This is a genomic window from Aquimarina macrocephali (assembly GCF_051627225.1).
GTDB lineage: Bacteria > Bacteroidota > Bacteroidia > Flavobacteriales > Flavobacteriaceae > Aquimarina > Aquimarina macrocephali.
The window spans coordinates 2,063,696-2,083,884 of the sequence record NZ_CP151795.1 but is presented as its reverse complement, the minus strand read 5'-3'; the positions used below and the strand labels follow the sequence as shown (position 1 = coordinate 2,083,884).

Sequence of the window (20,189 nt, the reverse complement as noted above, 5' to 3'; positions counted from 1 at the left end):
AGTATAACACTTTATATGAAAAATTGGTTATTCTTCTTTTCACTTTTACTACTGTTCAATTCTGCATTTGGACAGAATAAAAGTATAATTGACAGCTTAAAAGTAGTTAAGCAAATGCCCTACAACACTATTAAAACAAATACGCTTAACGAAATAGGTTTACAACATGAGTCCCGGGAAAAATACTATGAAGCTTTGGTGATGCTCGATTCTGCATACACACTAGCCTCTTCTATTAATGACAAGCAACAGGTAATGATAATAATGACCAACCAAGGAATAGCTTATACCTGGTTAGAGAAGCATCAAAAAGCTAACAAATTGTTTAAAAGCGCCTATGAAATTGCAACAGAAATTGGTTCTCTCTACCACCAGATGGAATTGGCAGGAAAATTAGCTACTAACAACGAAAGAGTAAAGAATTTTAAAAAGGCGGCTTCATATTATAAAATCCAAACTAATCTGAAAGACACCATCTTCAAAAATGATATGAAAATGGCAATTGCAGAAAAACATAATAAATATGAAACACAACGAACTTTGAATGAGAAACTAAGTGAAGAACGTAAAAATGCAGAATTGCAAAAAGAAAATGTGATTAAAGACTTAAAACTGTTAGAAGAAAGAGCTGCTAACAAAAACTTAGTGCTTTGGGGTGGATTAAGTTTAGGGCTAGTGATATTACTAGGGTTGATTTATTATTTTAATACTCGAGTAAAAGAGGCTAAATCAAAACGTGGCGAAGAAACTGTACGCTATAGAGCTGTGTTTGAAGCAGAGGAGAAAGAGCGTTCACGTATTGCAAAAGATCTTCACGATGGCTTAGGCCAGTTGCTTTCTACAGCAAAACTAAACATTGCAGGGTTAGAAGACGAAGTAAATGAAGAGGATAAGATATTAGTTCAAAATTCAATGAAATTGATAGATGAGGCTGTAAATGAAGTACGCACTATTTCACACAATATGATGCCAGCCGCACTTATGGAATACGGATTGGTTTCTGCCATTGAATCATTTGCCAATACAATAAATGAGTCTAAAGCACTTCATGTTAATTTTAGCTACAAAGGAATGGATAACCGATTAGAGGAAAGTAAAGAAATTGCATTATACAGAGTTGTTCAAGAAGTTCTAAACAACATGATTAAATACGCTAAAGCAGATAAAATTACTGTAGCATTGAATCGAATAAACAATAACGTACACCTTTTAATTTCGGATAATGGAAAAGGGTTTGATATAAGTACCATTCACCAAAGTAAAGGCATTGGTTGGCAAAATGTTTTTTCTAGAATATCCATGATAAATGGTGAAGTTGATGTTATTTCTACTGAGGGAAAAGGAACAGATATCCGAATTGACGTAATTCTTTAAATATGGAAACACCTGTGAAAATAATGATTGTAGACGACCATCAAATGTTTATTGATGGAATTAAATCATTGCTTCGAAAAGAGGAATACTTACAAATTGTATCTGAACACCTTTGCGCTGAAGATGCATTAGAGCAGCTTGAAAAAGATACTGTTGATATTGTTATTACCGATATTAGTATGCCAGGAATGAGTGGTATAGAACTTATTAAAACAATAAAATCTACTTACTCCAACTTGAAAGTACTTGTGCTATCGATGCATAACGACAAAGAAATTGTTAGCGAAATAATGATGAGTGAAGCCGATGGCTATATCCTCAAAAATACAGGAAAACAAGAGCTCATTGAAGCACTAACCAGAATTACAGACAATGGTACTTATTACAGCAAAGAAGTCTTGTCTGTTATGGTGAACAAGGTTAAAAAAGAACGGAAAATTGAAGCCGAAACAAATGAACTGACAGATAGGGAAGTAAAAGTTCTCGAATTAATTTGCCAAGAATATAGTAGTCAAGAAATTGCAGACAAACTTTTTATAGGAAGGCGAACAGTTGATACACACCGTCAAAATATTCTTCGAAAAACAAAAGTAAAAACCATTGTAGGCCTTATTAAATATGGCATAAGAAACGGGTTTACTCCAGATTTCTAGTAGCACTCAACCTTCTTCTCCTATGGCTCTTCTGTAATCCTACGGATATAAAATCAGTACAATTACCTATTTTATCAATTACATATAAGAGGTAATTTTGCTGTATAAAATATTAAACCTAAAGAAATTAAAAACAATCCTCATTCTTACCTTTTTAATAATGTCATATTCTGCCAGCTCTAAACACTGGGTCAAAAACGGTTTGTGGAGAGGGATTTGTAAATCACTAACATGATTACTTCTGGTAACTGCAGAGCATACTCATTTAGTTGGAGGTTGTAAACCATAACTCAAAAAAACATTATCTAATTATGAAAAAATTATTTGTTGCATTATTTTTATTATCTATCTACACAAAATGTTCAAGTCAAACTAAAGCAGAAGCACTTATATCTTTGGGTGAAAAAATAGATCTAAATAAGCTTTATGATAGCGAAAAAAATTATAACTATCTGCTTGAGGAGGTTGACTTTAATCATAAAAAAACGATTAAATTTATACAATTCTGTACAGCTTTTAAACTTTGTTCAACAGCATATTATTTGACCGCAAAAGAGTATTCAAAAATAACAGTCAAGCAAAAAGCAGAAAGTAAATACATTCAAATATTTTTCCCCAATAATTCTATTAAGACCAAAAAGATTAACATAAAAACTGAAGAACATTTCAATGGGGAAACCGCATCTAGTATAACAATTTTTCTAGAAAAAGATACACCACAGTCTGAAGTGAATAAAATAAAAAAGGGATTTGTTGATTTATTTAAAATGTATACTATTAAAAGAAAAGACATTTTGGACTAAAATCCAATTATTATAATGTCTATCCTCTACTACCACCAGCATCTCGCTAGTGGCATTACTGTTTAGATAATCCAAATAAATACCCGTCACTATCTATTTTAAAAATAGCATCATTAAACAACAGTATGTTAAAAAATAAGTAACGTCTTAGGAGGGTTTTTTATACTAAATAATAATAGTTACATTTATATCAAGTAAACACAACCCCATACTTCAATTCTAAAGAATTGAAGTATGGGGTTGTTTGGTAAAAATAGATCGTGATTTGGACTACCACAATTATCTTATAAATGAATCATTGATATTGTATCACTTAATAAAAGTGAATATAAGATTAACCATACATGGGATATAAAGGATATATATTCTTTATTCTATTGTTGTGCTTAATGCCTGAAAAACAAACATTACGAATAAATGAATAAATTTTTAACTGGAAAAGATTTAGAAAATACCATTTACAATACAATATGGGAAACAAAAAGTAGGTTGTTGATTGTTTCACCCTTTATAAAGCTTGACGACTATTTTAAAAAACTTTTTGACAAACACGAAAACAATCCAAAAATACATTTGATTTTAGTATTCGGGAAAAATGAAAAAGCAGTCCAAAAAAGTATGAGTAAAGCCGATTTTGACTACTTCAAAAAGTTTCTAAATGTTAGTATTATCCACGTTCCGAACTTGCACGCAAAATATTACGGAAATGAAAAGCAAGGAATTATAACATCAATAAACCTTTATGACTATTCATTCAAAAACAATATTGAGTTTGGAGTTTATTCTCAACAAAGTATTTTGGATAAATTTAAAGCATCTGCTGATAATGATGCCTGGAATGAATGTATGAAGATTGCTAAAAACAATGAAGTTGTTTTTATTAAGAGACCCGTTTATGAGAACAAAAAACTCATTATTAACTTAAGTAAAAACTATGTAAAATCAGATATACTGTTTGACTCAACAGACAAGTTTTACGGATTTTCAAAGAATAAACAATCCGAAAACAAAAGACTTAATGATTTTGCAGAAGAGTTGGAGTTAGGCTCAAAACCTGATATTAGACCTGAACGAGAAATTGAACTAAAAACTGAATACGGATTTTGTATCCGTTCTGGTAAAAAAATAAAATTCAATCCAAAACAGCCAATGAGTAAAGAATCGTGGAAAATATGGAACGAATATGGTAATGAGGATTTTCCCGAAAAATATTGTCATAAAACTGGAAAAGCATCCAACGGAAAAACATCGATGCGGAAACCAATAATGTGAATACACTAAGTTTAGATAATCCAAATAGATACCCATCACTATCTATTTTTAAAATAGTATGGTCATCCTGATAGTTTCTTACACTACTATATTTCCTAATCCAAAACATGAAGAACATTAATAAAAGTTCAATAAACCGATAGAATTAAATCAATTGTATAGCTTTCTAAATTGAGTTCGACATAACAATATTCACGTCAGTCAGAGTGATTTTAGATAGAAAATTGTACTTCGACCAAGCTCAGCAGAACTATCGAAGACAAGTGAATTTTTCATCAAAAGCCTTGTCATCCTGAGCTACGTCGAAGGGTCGATACAATTTTTCTCATGTCATCTCGAGCATAGTCGAGAGGTCACTACGAAAAACCACTCAATTTGACAACTTTTTAACATCAAGTCCTTACATCGAATTCACGTTTCTAAATTAACCTTATACAGATTTTTGCATTGCATCATTTACCCTTGTTCGGTATGTAGTTTGATTCGTAATGCAATATAAAAATCAAAAGAAACGGTTCTGGTAGCGGTATGATCCTCTAGACAAACCTTAGCAGCATACATATCTACAGTATCATGATACCACTCCCACAAAGTATCGGTTCGGTTTTTAAACCCCATTAGTGATAATATCGCCATCCCCAGTTCTACACTAAAAAAAGAAGTGTCAAAACCTATGGTGCCTAATTGATTTATAAATCGGGTACCTAATAACTCATTCTTAATAAGAAATAAGATCAAATCCTGATGTGTCGATAGCTTAAATTGCGGAAAAATCTGAGTGTCTGGATCTATTTTCATCTGCTTATAGTTATGGTTTTCTTTGATTTAGATAAAATTTGCTTAATTCCTTTTGCCAAAATAATCACTATTTCAAGACGTTCATGTTTTACTTTTTTCTCATAGCGTGAAGATATATGTAATAGATTGTTTACAGGTGATTGCAAACAATCGGTTGTATGCAACTGATTAGTTATTATATTGATTCCCACTCCCAATAGCGTCTCGTTAGTGGCATTACTGTTTAAACAATCCAAATAGCTACCCATCATTCTCCATTATTAAAATAGTAATGATCATACCACAGTATGTTAAAAAATAAGTAACGTCTTAGGAGGTTTTTTATACTCAACAATAATAGTTACATTTATAGGGTAAACACAACCCCATTCTTCAACTCTTAAGAGTTGAAGAATGGGGTTGTTTGGTAAAAACAAACGGTAATTGTGGTAATCCACAATTATTTTATAAATGAATCGCTGATATTGTACCCCATAATAAAAGTTTGATACAAGATTAAATTTATAAACAACCATACATGAGATATAAAGAATATATATTCTTTATTCTATTGTTGATAGGTTATTAAAGTAATATTAATTTTAAACTAAAAAAACAATAATGACTCTTTGTACCGCTTGGTTGAGAAAAAATAAAGATATAGAAGAACTACTAATAGCAACAGATAGTCGATTAAGGTCTTTTGGCTCTTGGGATGTTAATCCAAAAATTTTTACGTTTTCTCGAACTGATTGTGCAATGTGTTTTGCAGGAGATACAACATTTGCATATCCTATGATGATTCAAATAAAAAACACTATTGATACAAACCCAAAAATCAAAAGTCGCTTTCAAAGAATTGGAGTATTCAAAGGCCTAGTTGTAAAAATAATGAATGATATGCTCAAATATAAGAGCGATTATGAGTTACCTGAAATAGAATTTCTTTTCGCAGGCTATAATTGGGAGAAAAGCCAATTTAAGATTTGGAAAATAGTCTATCAAAAAGAATATAAAAAATTCACTTCTCATCAAATCAAATTTTGGAAAGGAGTAAGTGGAGATAAAAAGGTTGTATTTATTGGAGATTATGTTGATGATGCAAAACGAAGACTTATAGAAAAACTGAAAGAAAATCAGAATTTAATGGAAGGTTCTTTAAATTTTGAACCTCTACAAGTTTTGTCTGAAATGCTAATTGAAGGACAATCTAATAGTAAATACTTAGATATTGGAGGTTCACCCCAATTAATTAAAATTTATAAGCATCTGAATAGGGTTCCTATTGCTATAGACTGGAAGGAAAAAAAAGATTCAAGAATTACACTTTTAGGCAGACCTGTTGCTGAAAATAGTCTCTTAAATCCAATTCTAAATCCTTTTACTTTGAAATATCGGAATACAAATAAGTACTTTTAAAACTACCTATAACAATTTATATATTGTATGTGCACTCTTCGGGATACAAACACACCATACAAAAGACGTTGGCATTCATTAATCTACATCGAACTCAGACATGAAAAACATTTTAATTGATACTTGTAGTTTGATTGACTTATTATCAGAAGATAAAAATAAGCTACTCCCACATTTAGTCTTTTGGAAAAATAATAATTGTTTAAACTTCGTAACTCACCAGATAATTATTGAAGAATGGAATAAGCATAAAAACAAACAAAGAAAAAGATTTGAAGATTCTTTAAGGACTAAATACAAACATACTGTTGAGATAGGAAAGAAAGAAAAACTATTAATTCCTGAGTTTTTGCAACCGGATATTCAAAATATTGATCATCAAATCAAAACAATTGATGAATTATTAAATAATTCAATTTTACTTGAAACATCTGATGATATAAAAATATTTTGCAGCGATAGAACCATAAGCAAGAAAGCTCCATTTCATAATAAACTTGACAGTACAAAAGATGCTTATATTATTTTCTCGGCATTAAAATATTTTACGGAATTAGAGCAAGATGTTTTATTTATCTCTGCAAACAAAGATGATTTTGGTTCTCCTGAGGACTTAGAATCAAAAATACATCCCGAAATCATTGAAACCTATACGCAAATCAATGTACAATATATCAATGACATAGGTAGAGCAATTAATAATTTAAAACAAGAATTATCAATTTCTCTATTACCTGAAGAAATAAATAGTACAAGTGTAACTAAAGTAGAAGATGAAGTAGTTATCGATAAAACAAAGCCATTATTAGAACAACTGTACGATTATGTTTCAATAAGACACAAAGAAATTAAGTTTTATCCTATTTCACTTTTTATAAATCATTACCCTCTTAAAACAAACTCTTACAGCTATTATTCAACCTTTAATTTAAATACTGACAATGAAGAGCTAATTGAATTATTTAAATCAGTTGAAATATCTGATGACAATGAAATCAGTATTGCTGATGAAAAATTTTATAATGGAGTTGAGAATTATGAAGCTAAAATAAAAGCCATTTTGTTGGGATTGTCTAGCAACCTAATATTTAATATTTCTAGCAAAAAATCAAGAGAGCGATTGCCAATTAGATACTCTAAAGTAAAAAACTGTGAATGTCCCAAATGTAGTTTTAGCAAATTTAAATTTTCAGAATGTTTTAAAAGCTTAGATTCCTATACAAACAGTAAAAAAGATTTACAAGAAAGTAGTTATTTGAATTATCAAATTGGAAACTATCTATTTGCTGTAGAAAAACAAAAAAAAGCATTATTTGAGTATAATAAGAAACGACTAAATACTTCTTATTTTATAGGTCAGTTTAATTTATCCAAACTCTCGATTTTTGTTAGAAACAATTACTTTGGAGAGAACTCACAAAATGAATTAGTAAAAGAATTAAAGGCAATTGATTTAGCATACGTAGAAACAAATAAATCTTCCAATGAGAATAAAAAATTAATTAAGCATCTAAGAGAAAACACTTTTTATACTGATGCAAGAAATAAAATACAAGAAACCTCTAATAAGTTAATTGATCAATATTATAGCTCTTTAAATGGGAGCTGGAGTTCTAATAATGATGTATGGATTCTAATAAATGAATTTGCAAAGCTTAAAAGCTTCCTGGTTGACAATTACATTGTTTATGATAAATTCAAGGAGTTTCAAGATGTTTTTTCGACCTTCATTGAAGGATTATTTGCGTCGCATGCAATTGCAGATAAGCATCATAGTCGCTTAGAGAATTTTGATGACTGGCTAATTACAAATTTACTTCAATATGGAAATCCTGAAATAATAGATAAGTACTATAAGAGATATAAACTTAAAAAGATTCGCTACAAAAAAACATCTTCAAATGGAGACTCATTTTCTGAACTTATTGACAACTTTTTCAGCAATGTAAACCTTAGAAAATCTCTTATTGAAAATTGTGAGAGTAATAATCGTAGGTTTTGGGAATACTATAATAGGGTTTTTAAAAATCTATTAACCTTAGTCTCTATTTCTGATTTTAACCAAACATTTATTAACTCTTTTTCCAAGCAACTTGTTGGCTATTTGGAAAAAGAAAATTTTATTGATTCTCAGAGCTTTGAACAAATAAATTTGTTTTTATATCGTTGTGGAGAAAATATTGATAAAGAATCAATCCATAGATTTTTTAACTTAGGAATCAACAAACCATTCTACCATAACTCGGAATTCTATGATTCACTATTAAATATTATAGAAAAAAAGAAAGAACGTATTAGCATAACTGAAAAACAATTTCAAACAATTAAGAATATTGCTTTTGAAGAGTGTTCTCTTTGCAAAAAGAACCACCGAAATTCAATTATAATTCCACTTTATCTAATGATTGGCAATTCAGATTTTAAAAAAGCGATTGGGAATATAATTATAGAAAAGCTTCAGGAAAGCTTCTCATTTAACTTGTTTTATCAAGCTACCTTATTTGAATTAATACCACTTGATAAAAATATGCTAAATAAAGCAATAGAAATGTCACTACCTAAAAGTAAACAAGTGTCATTTAAGAGTATTTTTTCAGGTATAGACGATAAGCGATTTGACAGGCTCAATTCGATATTGAACTTATGTTTCAAATTTGACATCGATACAACAACAGAACAATTTGAATCATTCAAAGACCTTGGTTCTTATTATACTTGGTTAATTGATATGGATAATTTTAATTACGACCTTTTTGAAACTGAATGGGTTGGAGAATATGCTACAAAATTTTATTATAGAAAAATTCACAATAACAGATTCGTAAAGGAAAAATTAGATAGTATAATTAAAAACAAATTTGACTCAAGTTTGGAACGAGATTATTTAAATATATATGTTAGAAGAACTTGGGATGTACAAGAATAAAAAAAGACAACGAAATTTAACTGGAGCAATTATGTATAAGTTTATTAGCGTCCGTTGTGAATGTTATCACTTAAATTAATAAAAATTCAATAAACCAATGATTGCAAAAGGAAAACAGAAACTATTAGCTTTAGGATTCAAAGAGACATTAGATAAAGTAGGAGATTATAATGAAGGTACTACAATATACTATTACAATTTAAATAAAAACAAGTATATGATCTTTAATACTTTTAATGATAATAAAAAACTAGACTTCCAAGGTTTTGATTCTTGGATTTGTTTATATAATAAGCCTTCTGATATAGGAACAAAATCAGCCATTAACAAAAAAGTGTTTAGGTTAAGTTTTGATTTTGTTAATGATTGGGCACTTCTTAGAGAGCATATTCCAATTCAAAAATCTAGTACAAAACAATCTACCATGAGATTATCTTTAAATTCTATCAAAAAAAAAATCAAATAACTCATAATTTTTACATCCCAATTGTAGTCTCAGCTTAGGATAAACTAAAAACTGAGATTCTTTTTCGTATAATGTTATTCATAAGAGGATTCTATTCTTCAACAAAATAACAAATCAACGCTCCCCGCATAAATTTACCTCACCCCCGCACCATTTGTATCGACCATCGGTATAGGTGTAGCTTTCAGCTCATATAGATACCTCTTCCTCGCACTACTTTTATCGACCATTGGCATACCGGCTGCTTCCCCCGCAGGGGTAAAACAAACCCTCGCAATAGGGTGAGCCTCCCCCGCTGCGCGGAGAGCCCAACCCAGTGCGGGGGCCAGTAATAGCAACAGATTATCGACGTTTATATCGGCTAACATATCCCTTATAACGCTCGGGATCTTTTCTAAACGCATATTTACCCGTTGCGCGAAGCTCATCTATAGCCTCCTTAAGATGGGTATAGGCACGATCCCGTATTTCTTTGGCTTTAGAATTATCTAAGGTCGCCCCATTGGCTTTGGCCAGCAATTCTGCCAGGGCATCCGATTGTTGCGCTGCAATATCAAAGTTGCCTAGATCATACTTTGCTTTTTCTAGCTCTGCTATATTGGCTTTACCCAATACACTAATATCCATTAAATCCTGGATCATATCTGCATCGCCCTCCCCATCTGCAATCGCACGTACACGGGCTAGTAGATCCAATCGTTTGCGAAACGCAAACCGCAAATCGGCCAACAGGTCGTTTCTAAATTCGTAGGCTTTGGGCGATTCTTCCCGCCAGGCTTTGGCTGCTTCTTCCTGGCTATAGCGCTCTTTCATCCAAACGGCCTGTGCATATCTGCATGCCCCGGTTCGGGTTGGTAAATCTTCGGCATACGCCTGCCAATCTAATCCTTTGGCGATTAACGTGTCTTTATCCTCCTCTGCCCATACAAATAAGTTTTCGGCTTCTTGCATAAATACATCAACAGGGATTGTTGGTGATTTTACCGCTTCTTGTGGTAATGCTTCTAGCACGACCAGCTTGGTGTCATAATTTTCTTTAGACATCGTATAACATGTTTTAAAAACCCATTGTTTACTATAAAGCAAACAATGGGTTATGAGTTAATAAATAATTGATATACAATGATACAGCACGCTAGTTTCATTTTTCGGAACTGGAAAAAATAGCGGTGATTGATTTGATGAGACCGTACAGGCTTGTGCTATATTTGCTCCAGTAGTACTGTGAGGTCTATATTTTTATTTTTGTGTAAGGATTGTTCAAAATTTAAGTAACAATTATGATTATAAAGACATCAATACTAAACAGAGAAACAAAACAAAATAAAGAAATGAAAAAAACCATTTTTACTTTAGTCTTGGTAATGATTAGTATCAATAGTAATGCACAAGAAGTAACTTCTTTTTTAAATATCAAAAGAAATGCTACAGCTAGTGTTAGTGCCCTTTTAGGTTATACAGATCCTAATTGGACCGGAACATTGTTTTGGAATAAAATTGGAGATGTTAGAATCAGGAGCATAGATTCAGAATTTCACTTTGATCGTAATGGTAATTTTGGAATTGGAACCGCTAGTCCAGATAGAAAATTAAGTATATTAAGTGCCCAAAGTTCTTACCTAAACCTAAAAACTAATAATGGACACGAACTCTTAATCGGAGCAGACACTAACGGAGGGATTATTTCGACCATGTCCAATCACGATTTAAGTATTAGAGCTGGTAGTAATTCTACAAAAATGACTGTTAAAGCAAATGGAAATATAGGTATTGGAACCATTAATCCAGATATGAAACTTACCGTAAAAGGAAAAATTCATGCCGAAGAAGTAAAAATTGACCTTAATGTTCCCGCTCCTGATTACGTATTCAAAAGTGATTATAATTTGAGAAGTATAGCAGAAGTAGAAACTTTTATTAAAGAAAACAGTCATTTACCAGAAATCCCTTCTGCAAAAGAATTTGAACAAAACGGAGTAATGCAGGCCGAAATGGATATGAATCTTCTTAAAAAAATTGAAGAGTTGACTCTTTACACAATCCAACAAGAAAAGCAATTGAACAAGCAATCTGATGAGATTGAAGAATTACAATCTTTGGTTAAAAAACTCCTAGAATCAAAAAAGTAGAACGACTTATAATAAAAAACATTAAAACGATTTTTTACTTGAAACGTTAGCAAATACTAAGTATAAAAAATGTGATATGAATTAAGTAAACATAACCATACATAGAATATAAAGGACATATATCCTTTATTCTATTGTTAGGCTTCATTGAATGAAACATATAATAATCATATCAAGTATTCTAATCTTTATTTCTTGCGATTTTAAATCATCGGCAAACTATAACGCCGAAGCAGAGAAATTGGAGCAAGCGGGAAAATATTTGGAAGCTATTCTATTACTGGACAAAGCGATTGAAAGAGACCCAAAAAACATATACGCTTTAATTAATAGAGGTGTAGATAAGTCGATTTTGGAAGATTATAAAGGTTCCATAGAAGATTACTCTAAAATTATTGAAATAGACTCGAATAATACTCTAGCATATCTAAATAGAGGAAAGAATAAAAAAAGGTTAGATGATTATTTCGGAGCAATTGAGGACTTTGAAAAGGCAATTAAAACCAAAGGAGGAGAAACACTCTATATCAATAAAGTTGAAAATTCATTTATTGATACAGGATTTGAGTTTGATGTTGCTATGGAAGAGATTCGTTTTGAAAGAGGAATAGCAAGATATAATATTGACAGTTTAAAACTTGCTTTTGAAGATTTTAATTTTTGTTTACAAAAAAACTATGAAAAGCCTGCTAGTTTATATTGGAGAGGAATAATCTATATAGCTCATGGAATGTATGAGGAGGGTTGTACGGATTTAAAAGAAGCTCAAAAAACGGGAGATTCTGACGCAATAGAAATGATTGACAAATACTGTAAATAAAAAACGAAAAGCTAGCAATTTGTATATTGCATATGCACCCTGTGGGATGCAAACGCACCATACAAGAGACGTTAGCATTAATTAAAAAGAAAAAAATGGATACTGATTTATTTTTAGAGCGCTGTGAAGAGGTTGAAAATGGGCTTCATAAACTTAGCAATGAACTGTACTTTACATTAAATAAAGGAGTTACAGGGAAAAAGTTAGATGATTTAATCAGTAGAGCTAAGGAAAAAGTTAAGCTGTTCGACCAACTATCTGCTGATATTGAAGATAGACAGGAAAAAGAAGAAATAGAAAGCTTTAAGCGCAACATTAATCAGCTCAGAGGAGATATTTTAAAAGTAGAGAAAGGAGTTTGATATGCCATAGTTACTAGATAGTTAAACAAATGATCTTCTTATTTTTGGTATGACATAATGCTTACAAAAAACAAAAGGTAGTAACCAATGCGCAGAAAAATCGAAAAGTAAGGTAACGTTTTTCTCTACTAAGACACATATATTAAACGTTAGGCATAATTATGAAGTGGAAGATAATTAAAGAAAATAAAAGGAAATATGCTGACACATCTTACTACCTAAAAGCTGAAAGAGATTGTCCAAAAGGAACTATTGTCTTAGAGATACGTTGGATTGAACGCTTCATGTATGACTTAACAGTTGATTTACATAGAAAAAAACCAAAACGTAAATTCTTTCTTTTTAAAAACACAAAACATGAATCACTCTATAGTTGTTTAGTCTTCTATAATGAACGTATAGAAAAACATGGACATCAAATAATGAGAATGACCGAGGATTCTCCAATAGAAAAATTAAAGAGGTTGGATTCGCTTCAAAAGGATGCCGTTCTCAATTATATGATACAAGAAAAATATGATGTGGATTTTACAACAACTCTGCCCGAGAAAAAAATATCTAACAATGACTATAATTAATACGGGGTTGGAGGAAAATAAAATGTTTAACCGATTAAAATAAAAAACGTACTACAACACCGTTGGGCTACACTTAAAATGACCCGAATTAAAAACGAAAATATTGAATTAAAAGAATTAAGTGCAAACCTTAACTCGATTTCAGAAAATCTTAAAAATGACTTTGAAAAGTTTAAGGTAAAAAAGAAGAAAAAGTCAAGTTTAGATTTTCGTGAAACCGAATGGGAATATATGATTCAAGCTGGTAGAGTAATTTGGGTTCTTTTTGACCAATACTCCAGGCTATTAGACAAAAAACTTCAGAATATAATTGGAGATTGGAAAAGTGTGAACAATTCATCTTATAATCCGAATTGGGCGAAGGGTAAGACCTTTGAGAATGTTTGTAAAAAATGGATCGACAATTTTGACTGGATACTCAAATCAAACGGAACAACCAATTCGTATGCAACTGGAATGGAGATAATTGCGAAATATATTAATGAAATAAAAATCTAGTATAGCAAGGTGTATAATCAATTGCGAAAAGTATTCGCGTACTTTCTTCTAACTAATCATACACAAGACCGTTGGTCTGCATTTAAATGACAATATTAAAATCAATTTTATTAACTCTATTTTTTGTCATCTTTTTTGAATTGACAGCCTCTTGGATTCTGCTCTTTGATATTGAAAAAGAAAATATTTTTACTACTAGACTCTATAATCTAATTAATGGAATTATTGAGTTAGCATTTGTTTTATTATTATTAAAAATTGTACTTAGAAATCAAAATGTAATTCCATTAAAAACCAACATTAGATATTACTTGGCGTCGATTATCGCTGGGGTTAGCTATCCTTATATCCAAACCCCTTTAAACAAACTTTATAATCTAATTTTTGATACATCATATCGAATTACTTATGACTACGGAATGGAAGGATTACTCACTTGGAATTCAATTGCTGTCATACTTCTAATCCCTATGGCTGAGGAACTATTCTTTCGAGGGTATATCTTAAAGCAGTTTCTAACGAAATATAAACCAATAATTGCAATTGGAATTTCAACTTTGTTATTTGCTTTAATTCACTTACCCTATCAAGCAGTCTTTTTAAATAGTATTGAATTTAATGGACACCTAGCGTATATAGCATTTTTTGGAGGATTGATATCAGGAACCATATATTATAAATCAAAATCTATAGGACCTTCTTTGGTTTTCCATATCACTTGGAATTTAATGGTTATCTTAATCTAAAAGAAAAAACGATTTACCAACAACATACATGATATCACAGCTACTAGATAGTTAAACAGATGATCTTCTTATTTTTGGTGAGGCATAATGCTTACAAAAAACAAAAGGTAGCAACCAATGCGCAGAAAAATCGAAAAAAAAGATAACATTTTTCCCTGCTACGACACATATATTAAACGTTGTCTACAATTAAATCAACTTATGAAAATACCTAGATTAGCATTACTTAGTGTTGTTTTACTTTTTACATTTTCAATTTATGGGCAAACAAAAGTTGATGAATACATCTCTATCAATATCCCTGGAAATGTTTCTAAACTTGACACAATTGCTCAAGGATTATACATTTTAAATTTTCATTCCGAAAATGAAACCGAAGCATATTTAATTCAAAGAATGAAAATAGATTCAAAACAAAGTGAATTAAATAATCTACCGTCTGATAAGAAAAGTTTAAAAGAATCTTATAAAGCTATTACCCGTGGGCAAATCAAAAAAATGGAAAAAGCTGGATTTCACTTAAGGGATTCAACTGAATTTAAAATTGATGACTTCATTGGATATAAGGTTAGTTATAACGATTCCGAAACTGGAATCCAAAATGCTGAAACAAATACATTAATTTTAGAAGAGTTCTTTTATGTTGCAACATATATTAACGGAACTAATTTTAATAAAAAAAACAAAAATGAATATCTAAATTCTCTAAAAATTAACTACGCTAATGGACCACGTCAAATGAGAGGTAATTCTCAATGGTTCAAAACAGGTTATATCTTAGGAAAGATATGTATTTATGGTTTTTTAATCTTTGGAGCTATATTGTTAATCAAAAAAATGCGAAAAAAATAACTCCAGACAACAATATATATATGTGATCACAGCAGATTCATGCTCAATCGAATGGTTCTTCTTATTTTTGGTAAGGCGTAATGCTTACAAAAAGCAAAAGGTAGCACCCAGTGTACAGAAAAATCGAAAAACAAAGTAACATTTTGCCCTGCTACCAGACCTATAGTAATCATTGGAATACATTTTTAACAGAAACTACTATAGAGAATGAGACAGAACCTATTATTGACTACACTACTATTAACAAGTAATTTACTAGTATTTGCACAAAAAAATAATGTCCTAAACAGCTACAAGCATCATTCGGTAATAACAGAAAATGATACTATAAACTACCATACATATAGTAAACAAAACATTGATTCTATTACTACTTTGTTTTTATATCTTCAAGGCTCAAGGGCAAAGTCCTTGTATCAGATAAAAAAAAGAGAAGGAAGTATGTCGATTAGAACAACTGTCCCCTTTGATTTTGCCACAATCCCGGATGATTATTTATTTGTGGTGATCTCGCGTAAAGGGTTTCCATTTGTAACCGAAACAGACAAACCTTTTTCTGTTCCTAAATCATATTTTGAAAATCAAACTCTTACATATAGAGCAAATCAAGCAGATGTAGTGATTAACGACTTACATCATAAATACAACAAACAAATTGATAAAATAATCGTACTCGGACATTCTGAAGGGAGTGATGTTACTGCAAAACTCGGAACCATAAACAAAAAAATAACGCATTTCGGATATTGGTCTGGTGGAGGAAACACACAATTTGTTGATTTTGTAACCTTTATTAGAAAAGATGTGGATAAAGGAAATTTGACAGAGCAGCAAGCTCTAGTAAAAATAGATTCGGTATTTAACGACTTAAGAGATATCATGTCTAATCCCAATGCAACCGATAAATTTTGGCAAGGAGATGATAATAGTTATAAACGATGGAGTCATTTTTCTGAACCACCCGTTGAAAATTTATTACAAATTAACAAGCCGATATATGCCGCCATCGGAACAAAAGATCAAGCTGTAGCTTTAGAATCGGCCTACTTAATCCCTATCGAATTTATAAGGCATCAAAAAGACAACCTTACTTTTAAAGTGTATCCCGATTTAGATCATGGATTTGGAAAAGAAATAGAAAATGGAAGGTTTGAAGAACATTGGAATGATGTTTTCAAAGATTTTTTAAATTGGGTAGATAAAACAGAATAAAAAATAAGTAACGCCCTAGGAAGTTTTTTATATTCAATACTAATTACATCTCACTAATAATCACTTTTTTAACTTTTTCTTCTAAATTTTGTATTACTCAAGTTTAGTATCTTTCCTGCATCAATCAAAAACATCAACATGTTCAAATCACTCTTCACTTCAATTCTTTGTTTTGTATTTAGTATTGGGGCTCAGGCACAAGAAGCATATTTTACAATCGATCCTACTTTAACCCCAGATGGGCAAACTATTATATTTAGTTACGATGGCGATTTATGGAAAGTCCCTTCTGCCGGTGGCGAGGCATCCCGACTTACAGGAATGCAAGGAGAAGAGACATTACCAACTATTTCTCCCGATGGGAAATGGGTAGCTTTTAGTGCTACTCAATATGGTAATAAGGATGTATATATCATGCCTATGAAAGGAGGAGAAATTCGTCAACTTACTTTTCATGATGCAGCAGATGATGTAGATAGCTGGGCATGGGATTCAAAAAGTATATATTTTACCTCATCCCGAGAAAATCGTTTTAGTGGGTATAGGGTATCTGTTTCTGGCGGGACTCCAAGGCGTTTATTCGATCATTATTTTAATACTGTTCATAATATAGCAACCCACCCTACGACAGGAGAAATTTTCTTTAATGAGAGTTGGGAAAGCAAAAATTTTACCCATAGAAAACGATATAAAGGAGATTATAATCCCAATATAAAATCTTATAATCCCCAAACCAAAGAATATAAAGAACATACTTCCTATAAAGGAAAAGACTTTTGGACAATAATAGACAAAAATGGCAACCTCTATTTTGTTTCTGACGAGGCTAACGGAGAATATAATCTGTACACCTTTAAAAATGGCAAAAAAACAGCCCTTACCAAATTTGATACCTCTATCGCTAGACCACAAGTAAGTGCTAATGGAAGTCACGTGGTTTTTGGTAAAGATTATCAAATTTACCTGTATGATGTAGTTACGAATACCACAAAAAAAATACCGATTAAGATCTACCTTAATAACACATTAGATAAAACCCAGGATTTTAAGACAAAGGGAAACATTACCAATTTTGATATCTCTCCCGATAATAAAAAGATGGCCTTCGTCTCGCGAGGTGCGTTATTTGTTTCTGATCCAAAGGGTAAATTTATTCAGCAAATACCTGTTAATCCTGCAGAACGTGTAGTTGAGGTAAAATGGCTTAAGGATAATCGCACCTTGTTATACAACCAGACTGTAAATGGATATCTTAATCTATTTACTATTTCTGCGGAAGGAAAAGGGAAAGAAAAACAAATCACCTCTGACTCCCGAAGTAATGTAAATCTCGAAATAAACCCAAAGCGTACACAAGTAGCCTATATAAGTGGTAGAGATGAATTGCGCCTTCTTAATCTCGAAAACCTAAAAAGTACGACTGTGGTAAAAGATGAATTCTGGGCACTATATCCACCGCAACCCAGGTTTTCTCCAAATGGCCAGTATCTCGTTTATAATGCGATACGCAATTTTGAACAAGATATTTTTACCTACCATATTTCTACAAAAAAAACAATCAATCTCACTCAGACAGGAGTAAACGAAAGTAGCCCTTTCTGGTCTCCCGATGGTAAATACATTTACTTTAGTTCTAACCTTACACAGCCCAGTTATCCCTATGGGCTAGATGAAGCTGGTATTTATCAAATGGCATTAGATAAGTATGAAGCTCCGTATACGTCTAAGAAGTTTGAAGAATTATTTGTAGAAGAAAAAGAAGATGACGAGGACAAGGATGAAAAGAAAGATGCCGATAAAAAAGATAAGACTGAAGCGATAAAGATCAATATTAACCCAAAAGGGTTGATGGAGCGTATAGAACGTATTAGTCCTGCTTTTGGGTATCAAGGTGGGGTTCATGTTTTTGACAAAGAAGAAACTACCTATGTGTTTTACATCTCTAATCATGATGAAGGAGATGCTAAGCTATGGAAAACCACGATTAAACCCTTTGAAGAAAACAAAACAGAGAAAGTCGGAGATGCCAAAGTTTTTGGGTATCAAATAGCATCAGCAAAAGATAGTTATTATGTACTGCTAGAAGGTACTATTCACACTCTGGATATTGAAAGCAATAAGACTGAAGAAATCAAAATTGATTTTAAATTTAGAAAAACATTGTCTGATGAATTTCAACAGATGTTCCAGGAGGCCTGGGCTGGTTTTGGAGAAAATTTTTATGATGGTGATTTTCATGGAGAAGATTGGAAAAAACTTAGAGATCAATATGCAGCGTATTTACCTTATATCAATAATCGTTCTCACCTAAGACTATTATTTAATGATATGTTGGGTGAGCTAAATACATCTCACTTTGGGTTTCGTTCTACCGGTAAAGAAGAAAAGAAATTTCATAATACCAAAACACTGGCAACAGGAATTGTTTTCTCTAAAAATGATCATTATCAGGTAGAAAGAATTATTACCGATAGCCCTGCAGATGTAGCCAATAAAAATATACTCCCTGGTGATCGATTAATTGCTGTAAATAATCAAAAAATTGACCCAAAAAACAATAGAGAACTATATTTTACACAACCATCACTGGATAAAGAAATACAATTAACACTAGAACGTAATTCGAAGAAGATAACGGTAAACCTACACCCTATTTCATCAAGAAGTCTGAGAAACTTACGATATGATGAATGGGTCGATAGTAACCAGTCCTATATAGATCAAAAAAGTAATAAAAAAATAGCCTATGTTCATATGAAGAATATGGTGCGTGGGCAACTCAATAATTTTAAAAGGGAAATGGTTTCTGAAGGGTACAAAAGAGATGCCCTGATCCTGGATTTACGAAATAATACAGGAGGAAATGTGCACGATGAAGTACTACAATTCTTATCCCAAAAGCCTTATCTAAAATGGAAATACAGGGATGGTAAACTTACCTCACAACCCAATTTTGCACCAGCAGCAAAACCAATTGTAATCCTGATAAATGAGCAAACCTTAAGTGATGCAGAAATGACCTCTGCTGGTTTTAAAGAACTAGGCCTGGGTAAAGTCATAGGAACAGAAACCTATAGATGGATTATTTTTACTTCTAGCAAAGGCCTGGTAGATGGTTCCTCCTATCGTTTACCTTCCTGGGGATGTTATACATTGGATGGTAAAAATTTAGAAAAAACAGGAGTTGCACCAGATATCTATGTTAAAGAAACATTTAAAAATCGATTAGAAAACAGTCAACCACAATTAGATAAAGCGGTATCAGAAATAATGAAGCAATTAGGAACCAAGTAATTGTCCAA

General features: G+C 31.7%; 19 protein-coding genes. 16 read left to right on the top strand and 3 right to left on the bottom strand.

Annotated features, from left to right (window positions below; all coding sequences use genetic code 11):
- Positions 1-15: 15 nt before the first annotated feature.
- The 4 genes from AAFU52_RS09300 to AAFU52_RS09285 all read left to right on the top strand — a co-directional run bounded on the left by AAFU52_RS09300 (position 16) and on the right by AAFU52_RS09285 (position 4,102).
- Positions 16-1,374: an ATP-binding protein gene (locus AAFU52_RS09300; RefSeq protein WP_438426234.1), complete on the top strand. Its 1,359-nt coding sequence runs from the start codon at positions 16-18 to the stop codon at positions 1,372-1,374.
- Between the two features lie 2 nt (positions 1,375-1,376).
- Entirely contained in the window at positions 1,377-2,027 is a 651-nt protein-coding gene (locus tag AAFU52_RS09295) for a response regulator (protein ID WP_438426233.1), read from the top strand.
- 311 nt (positions 2,028-2,338) lie between these two features.
- On the top strand, positions 2,339-2,830 hold the full coding sequence (locus AAFU52_RS09290; RefSeq protein ID WP_438426232.1) for a hypothetical protein: 492 nt from the start codon (positions 2,339-2,341) through the stop codon (positions 2,828-2,830).
- A 417-nt stretch (positions 2,831-3,247) separates the two neighbouring features.
- Positions 3,248-4,102 (top strand): phospholipase D family protein, encoded by an 855-nt coding sequence (locus AAFU52_RS09285; protein ID WP_438426231.1) that lies wholly within the window; start codon positions 3,248-3,250, stop codon positions 4,100-4,102.
- Positions 4,103-4,558: 456 nt separating this feature from the next.
- Here AAFU52_RS09285 and AAFU52_RS09280 read toward each other — a convergent pair whose 3' ends face one another.
- Both AAFU52_RS09280 and AAFU52_RS09275 read right to left on the bottom strand, forming a co-directional pair.
- Complete coding sequence (locus tag AAFU52_RS09280) at positions 4,559-4,900, bottom strand: hypothetical protein (RefSeq protein ID WP_438426230.1); 342 nt, start codon at positions 4,898-4,900, stop codon at positions 4,559-4,561.
- Positions 4,897-5,151 carry a hypothetical protein gene (locus AAFU52_RS09275; RefSeq protein WP_438426229.1) on the bottom strand — a complete coding sequence of 85 codons (255 nt, stop codon included), beginning with the start codon at positions 5,149-5,151 and terminating at the stop codon, positions 4,897-4,899. The genes AAFU52_RS09280 and AAFU52_RS09275 overlap by 4 nt, the downstream gene beginning before the upstream one ends.
- Before the next feature lie 349 nt (positions 5,152-5,500).
- On the opposite strand from AAFU52_RS09275, the gene AAFU52_RS09270 reads away from it, so the two are divergent.
- From AAFU52_RS09270 to AAFU52_RS09260, 3 genes are all read left to right on the top strand, one after another.
- Positions 5,501-6,298, top strand: a complete 798-nt coding sequence (locus AAFU52_RS09270; RefSeq protein ID WP_438426228.1) for a hypothetical protein — start codon at positions 5,501-5,503, stop codon at positions 6,296-6,298.
- Between the two features lie 100 nt (positions 6,299-6,398).
- Complete coding sequence (locus AAFU52_RS09265) at positions 6,399-9,224, top strand: hypothetical protein (protein WP_438426227.1); 2,826 nt, start codon at positions 6,399-6,401, stop codon at positions 9,222-9,224.
- Between the two features lie 97 nt (positions 9,225-9,321).
- A complete protein-coding gene (locus AAFU52_RS09260; RefSeq protein WP_438426226.1) occupies positions 9,322-9,690 on the top strand; it encodes a hypothetical protein in 369 nt (122 codons plus the stop codon).
- 342 nt (positions 9,691-10,032) lie between these two features.
- Here AAFU52_RS09260 and AAFU52_RS09255 read toward each other — a convergent pair whose 3' ends face one another.
- Complete coding sequence (locus AAFU52_RS09255; RefSeq protein ID WP_438426225.1) at positions 10,033-10,734, bottom strand: hypothetical protein; 702 nt, start codon at positions 10,732-10,734, stop codon at positions 10,033-10,035.
- Positions 10,735-11,021: 287 nt separating this feature from the next.
- Here AAFU52_RS09255 and AAFU52_RS09250 point away from each other — a divergent pair, with 287 nt between their 5' ends.
- The 9 genes from AAFU52_RS09250 (at position 11,022) to AAFU52_RS09210 (ending at position 20,181) form a co-directional block, all read left to right on the top strand.
- Complete coding sequence (locus tag AAFU52_RS09250) at positions 11,022-11,819, top strand: hypothetical protein (RefSeq protein ID WP_438426224.1); 798 nt, start codon at positions 11,022-11,024, stop codon at positions 11,817-11,819.
- Positions 11,820-11,970: 151 nt separating this feature from the next.
- Positions 11,971-12,639, top strand: a complete 669-nt coding sequence (locus tag AAFU52_RS09245; RefSeq protein ID WP_438426223.1) for a tetratricopeptide repeat protein — start codon at positions 11,971-11,973, stop codon at positions 12,637-12,639.
- A 95-nt stretch (positions 12,640-12,734) separates the two neighbouring features.
- Positions 12,735-13,001: a hypothetical protein gene (locus AAFU52_RS09240; RefSeq protein ID WP_438426222.1), complete on the top strand. Its 267-nt coding sequence runs from the start codon at positions 12,735-12,737 to the stop codon at positions 12,999-13,001.
- A 161-nt stretch (positions 13,002-13,162) separates the two neighbouring features.
- Positions 13,163-13,579 carry a hypothetical protein gene (locus AAFU52_RS09235; RefSeq protein ID WP_438426221.1) on the top strand — a complete coding sequence of 139 codons (417 nt, stop codon included), beginning with the start codon at positions 13,163-13,165 and terminating at the stop codon, positions 13,577-13,579.
- A 78-nt stretch (positions 13,580-13,657) separates the two neighbouring features.
- A complete protein-coding gene (locus AAFU52_RS09230) occupies positions 13,658-14,077 on the top strand; it encodes a hypothetical protein (RefSeq protein ID WP_438426220.1) in 420 nt (139 codons plus the stop codon).
- Positions 14,078-14,163: 86 nt separating this feature from the next.
- A complete protein-coding gene (locus AAFU52_RS09225) occupies positions 14,164-14,823 on the top strand; it encodes a lysostaphin resistance A-like protein (protein ID WP_438426219.1) in 660 nt (219 codons plus the stop codon).
- A 201-nt stretch (positions 14,824-15,024) separates the two neighbouring features.
- Complete coding sequence (locus AAFU52_RS09220) at positions 15,025-15,675, top strand: hypothetical protein (RefSeq protein ID WP_438426218.1); 651 nt, start codon at positions 15,025-15,027, stop codon at positions 15,673-15,675.
- Between the two features lie 207 nt (positions 15,676-15,882).
- On the top strand, positions 15,883-16,887 hold the full coding sequence (locus tag AAFU52_RS09215; RefSeq protein ID WP_438426217.1) for a dienelactone hydrolase family protein: 1,005 nt from the start codon (positions 15,883-15,885) through the stop codon (positions 16,885-16,887).
- Positions 16,888-17,025: 138 nt separating this feature from the next.
- Positions 17,026-20,181 carry a S41 family peptidase gene (locus tag AAFU52_RS09210; RefSeq protein WP_438426216.1) on the top strand — a complete coding sequence of 1,052 codons (3,156 nt, stop codon included), beginning with the start codon at positions 17,026-17,028 and terminating at the stop codon, positions 20,179-20,181.
- Positions 20,182-20,189 lie beyond the last annotated feature (8 nt).

What these genes read in the sequence shown, in the direction of transcription:
- AAFU52_RS09280 (WP_438426230.1), bottom strand. Translation starts at nt 4,900, where the DNA reads ATGAAAATAGATCCAGACACTCAGATTTTTCCGCAATTTAAGCTATCG.
- AAFU52_RS09250 (WP_438426224.1), top strand. Translation starts at nt 11,022, where the DNA reads ATGAAAAAAACCATTTTTACTTTAGTCTTGGTAATGATTAGTATCAAT.
- AAFU52_RS09235 (WP_438426221.1), top strand. Translation starts at nt 13,163, where the DNA reads ATGAAGTGGAAGATAATTAAAGAAAATAAAAGGAAATATGCTGACACA.
- AAFU52_RS09300 (WP_438426234.1), top strand. Translation starts at nt 16, where the DNA reads ATGAAAAATTGGTTATTCTTCTTTTCACTTTTACTACTGTTCAATTCT.
- AAFU52_RS09295 (WP_438426233.1), top strand. Translation starts at nt 1,377, where the DNA reads ATGGAAACACCTGTGAAAATAATGATTGTAGACGACCATCAAATGTTT.
- AAFU52_RS09260 (WP_438426226.1), top strand. Translation starts at nt 9,322, where the DNA reads ATGATTGCAAAAGGAAAACAGAAACTATTAGCTTTAGGATTCAAAGAG.
- AAFU52_RS09275 (WP_438426229.1), bottom strand. Translation starts at nt 5,151, where the DNA reads ATGATGGGTAGCTATTTGGATTGTTTAAACAGTAATGCCACTAACGAG.
- AAFU52_RS09270 (WP_438426228.1), top strand. Translation starts at nt 5,501, where the DNA reads ATGACTCTTTGTACCGCTTGGTTGAGAAAAAATAAAGATATAGAAGAA.
- AAFU52_RS09285 (WP_438426231.1), top strand. Translation starts at nt 3,248, where the DNA reads ATGAATAAATTTTTAACTGGAAAAGATTTAGAAAATACCATTTACAAT.
- AAFU52_RS09255 (WP_438426225.1), bottom strand. Translation starts at nt 10,734, where the DNA reads ATGTCTAAAGAAAATTATGACACCAAGCTGGTCGTGCTAGAAGCATTA.
- AAFU52_RS09210 (WP_438426216.1), top strand. Translation starts at nt 17,026, where the DNA reads ATGTTCAAATCACTCTTCACTTCAATTCTTTGTTTTGTATTTAGTATT.
- AAFU52_RS09220 (WP_438426218.1), top strand. Translation starts at nt 15,025, where the DNA reads ATGAAAATACCTAGATTAGCATTACTTAGTGTTGTTTTACTTTTTACA.
- AAFU52_RS09265 (WP_438426227.1), top strand. Translation starts at nt 6,399, where the DNA reads ATGAAAAACATTTTAATTGATACTTGTAGTTTGATTGACTTATTATCA.
- AAFU52_RS09290 (WP_438426232.1), top strand. Translation starts at nt 2,339, where the DNA reads ATGAAAAAATTATTTGTTGCATTATTTTTATTATCTATCTACACAAAA.
- AAFU52_RS09230 (WP_438426220.1), top strand. Translation starts at nt 13,658, where the DNA reads ATGACCCGAATTAAAAACGAAAATATTGAATTAAAAGAATTAAGTGCA.
- AAFU52_RS09225 (WP_438426219.1), top strand. Translation starts at nt 14,164, where the DNA reads ATGACAATATTAAAATCAATTTTATTAACTCTATTTTTTGTCATCTTT.
- AAFU52_RS09215 (WP_438426217.1), top strand. Translation starts at nt 15,883, where the DNA reads ATGAGACAGAACCTATTATTGACTACACTACTATTAACAAGTAATTTA.
- AAFU52_RS09245 (WP_438426223.1), top strand. Translation starts at nt 11,971, where the DNA reads ATGAAACATATAATAATCATATCAAGTATTCTAATCTTTATTTCTTGC.
- AAFU52_RS09240 (WP_438426222.1), top strand. Translation starts at nt 12,735, where the DNA reads ATGGATACTGATTTATTTTTAGAGCGCTGTGAAGAGGTTGAAAATGGG.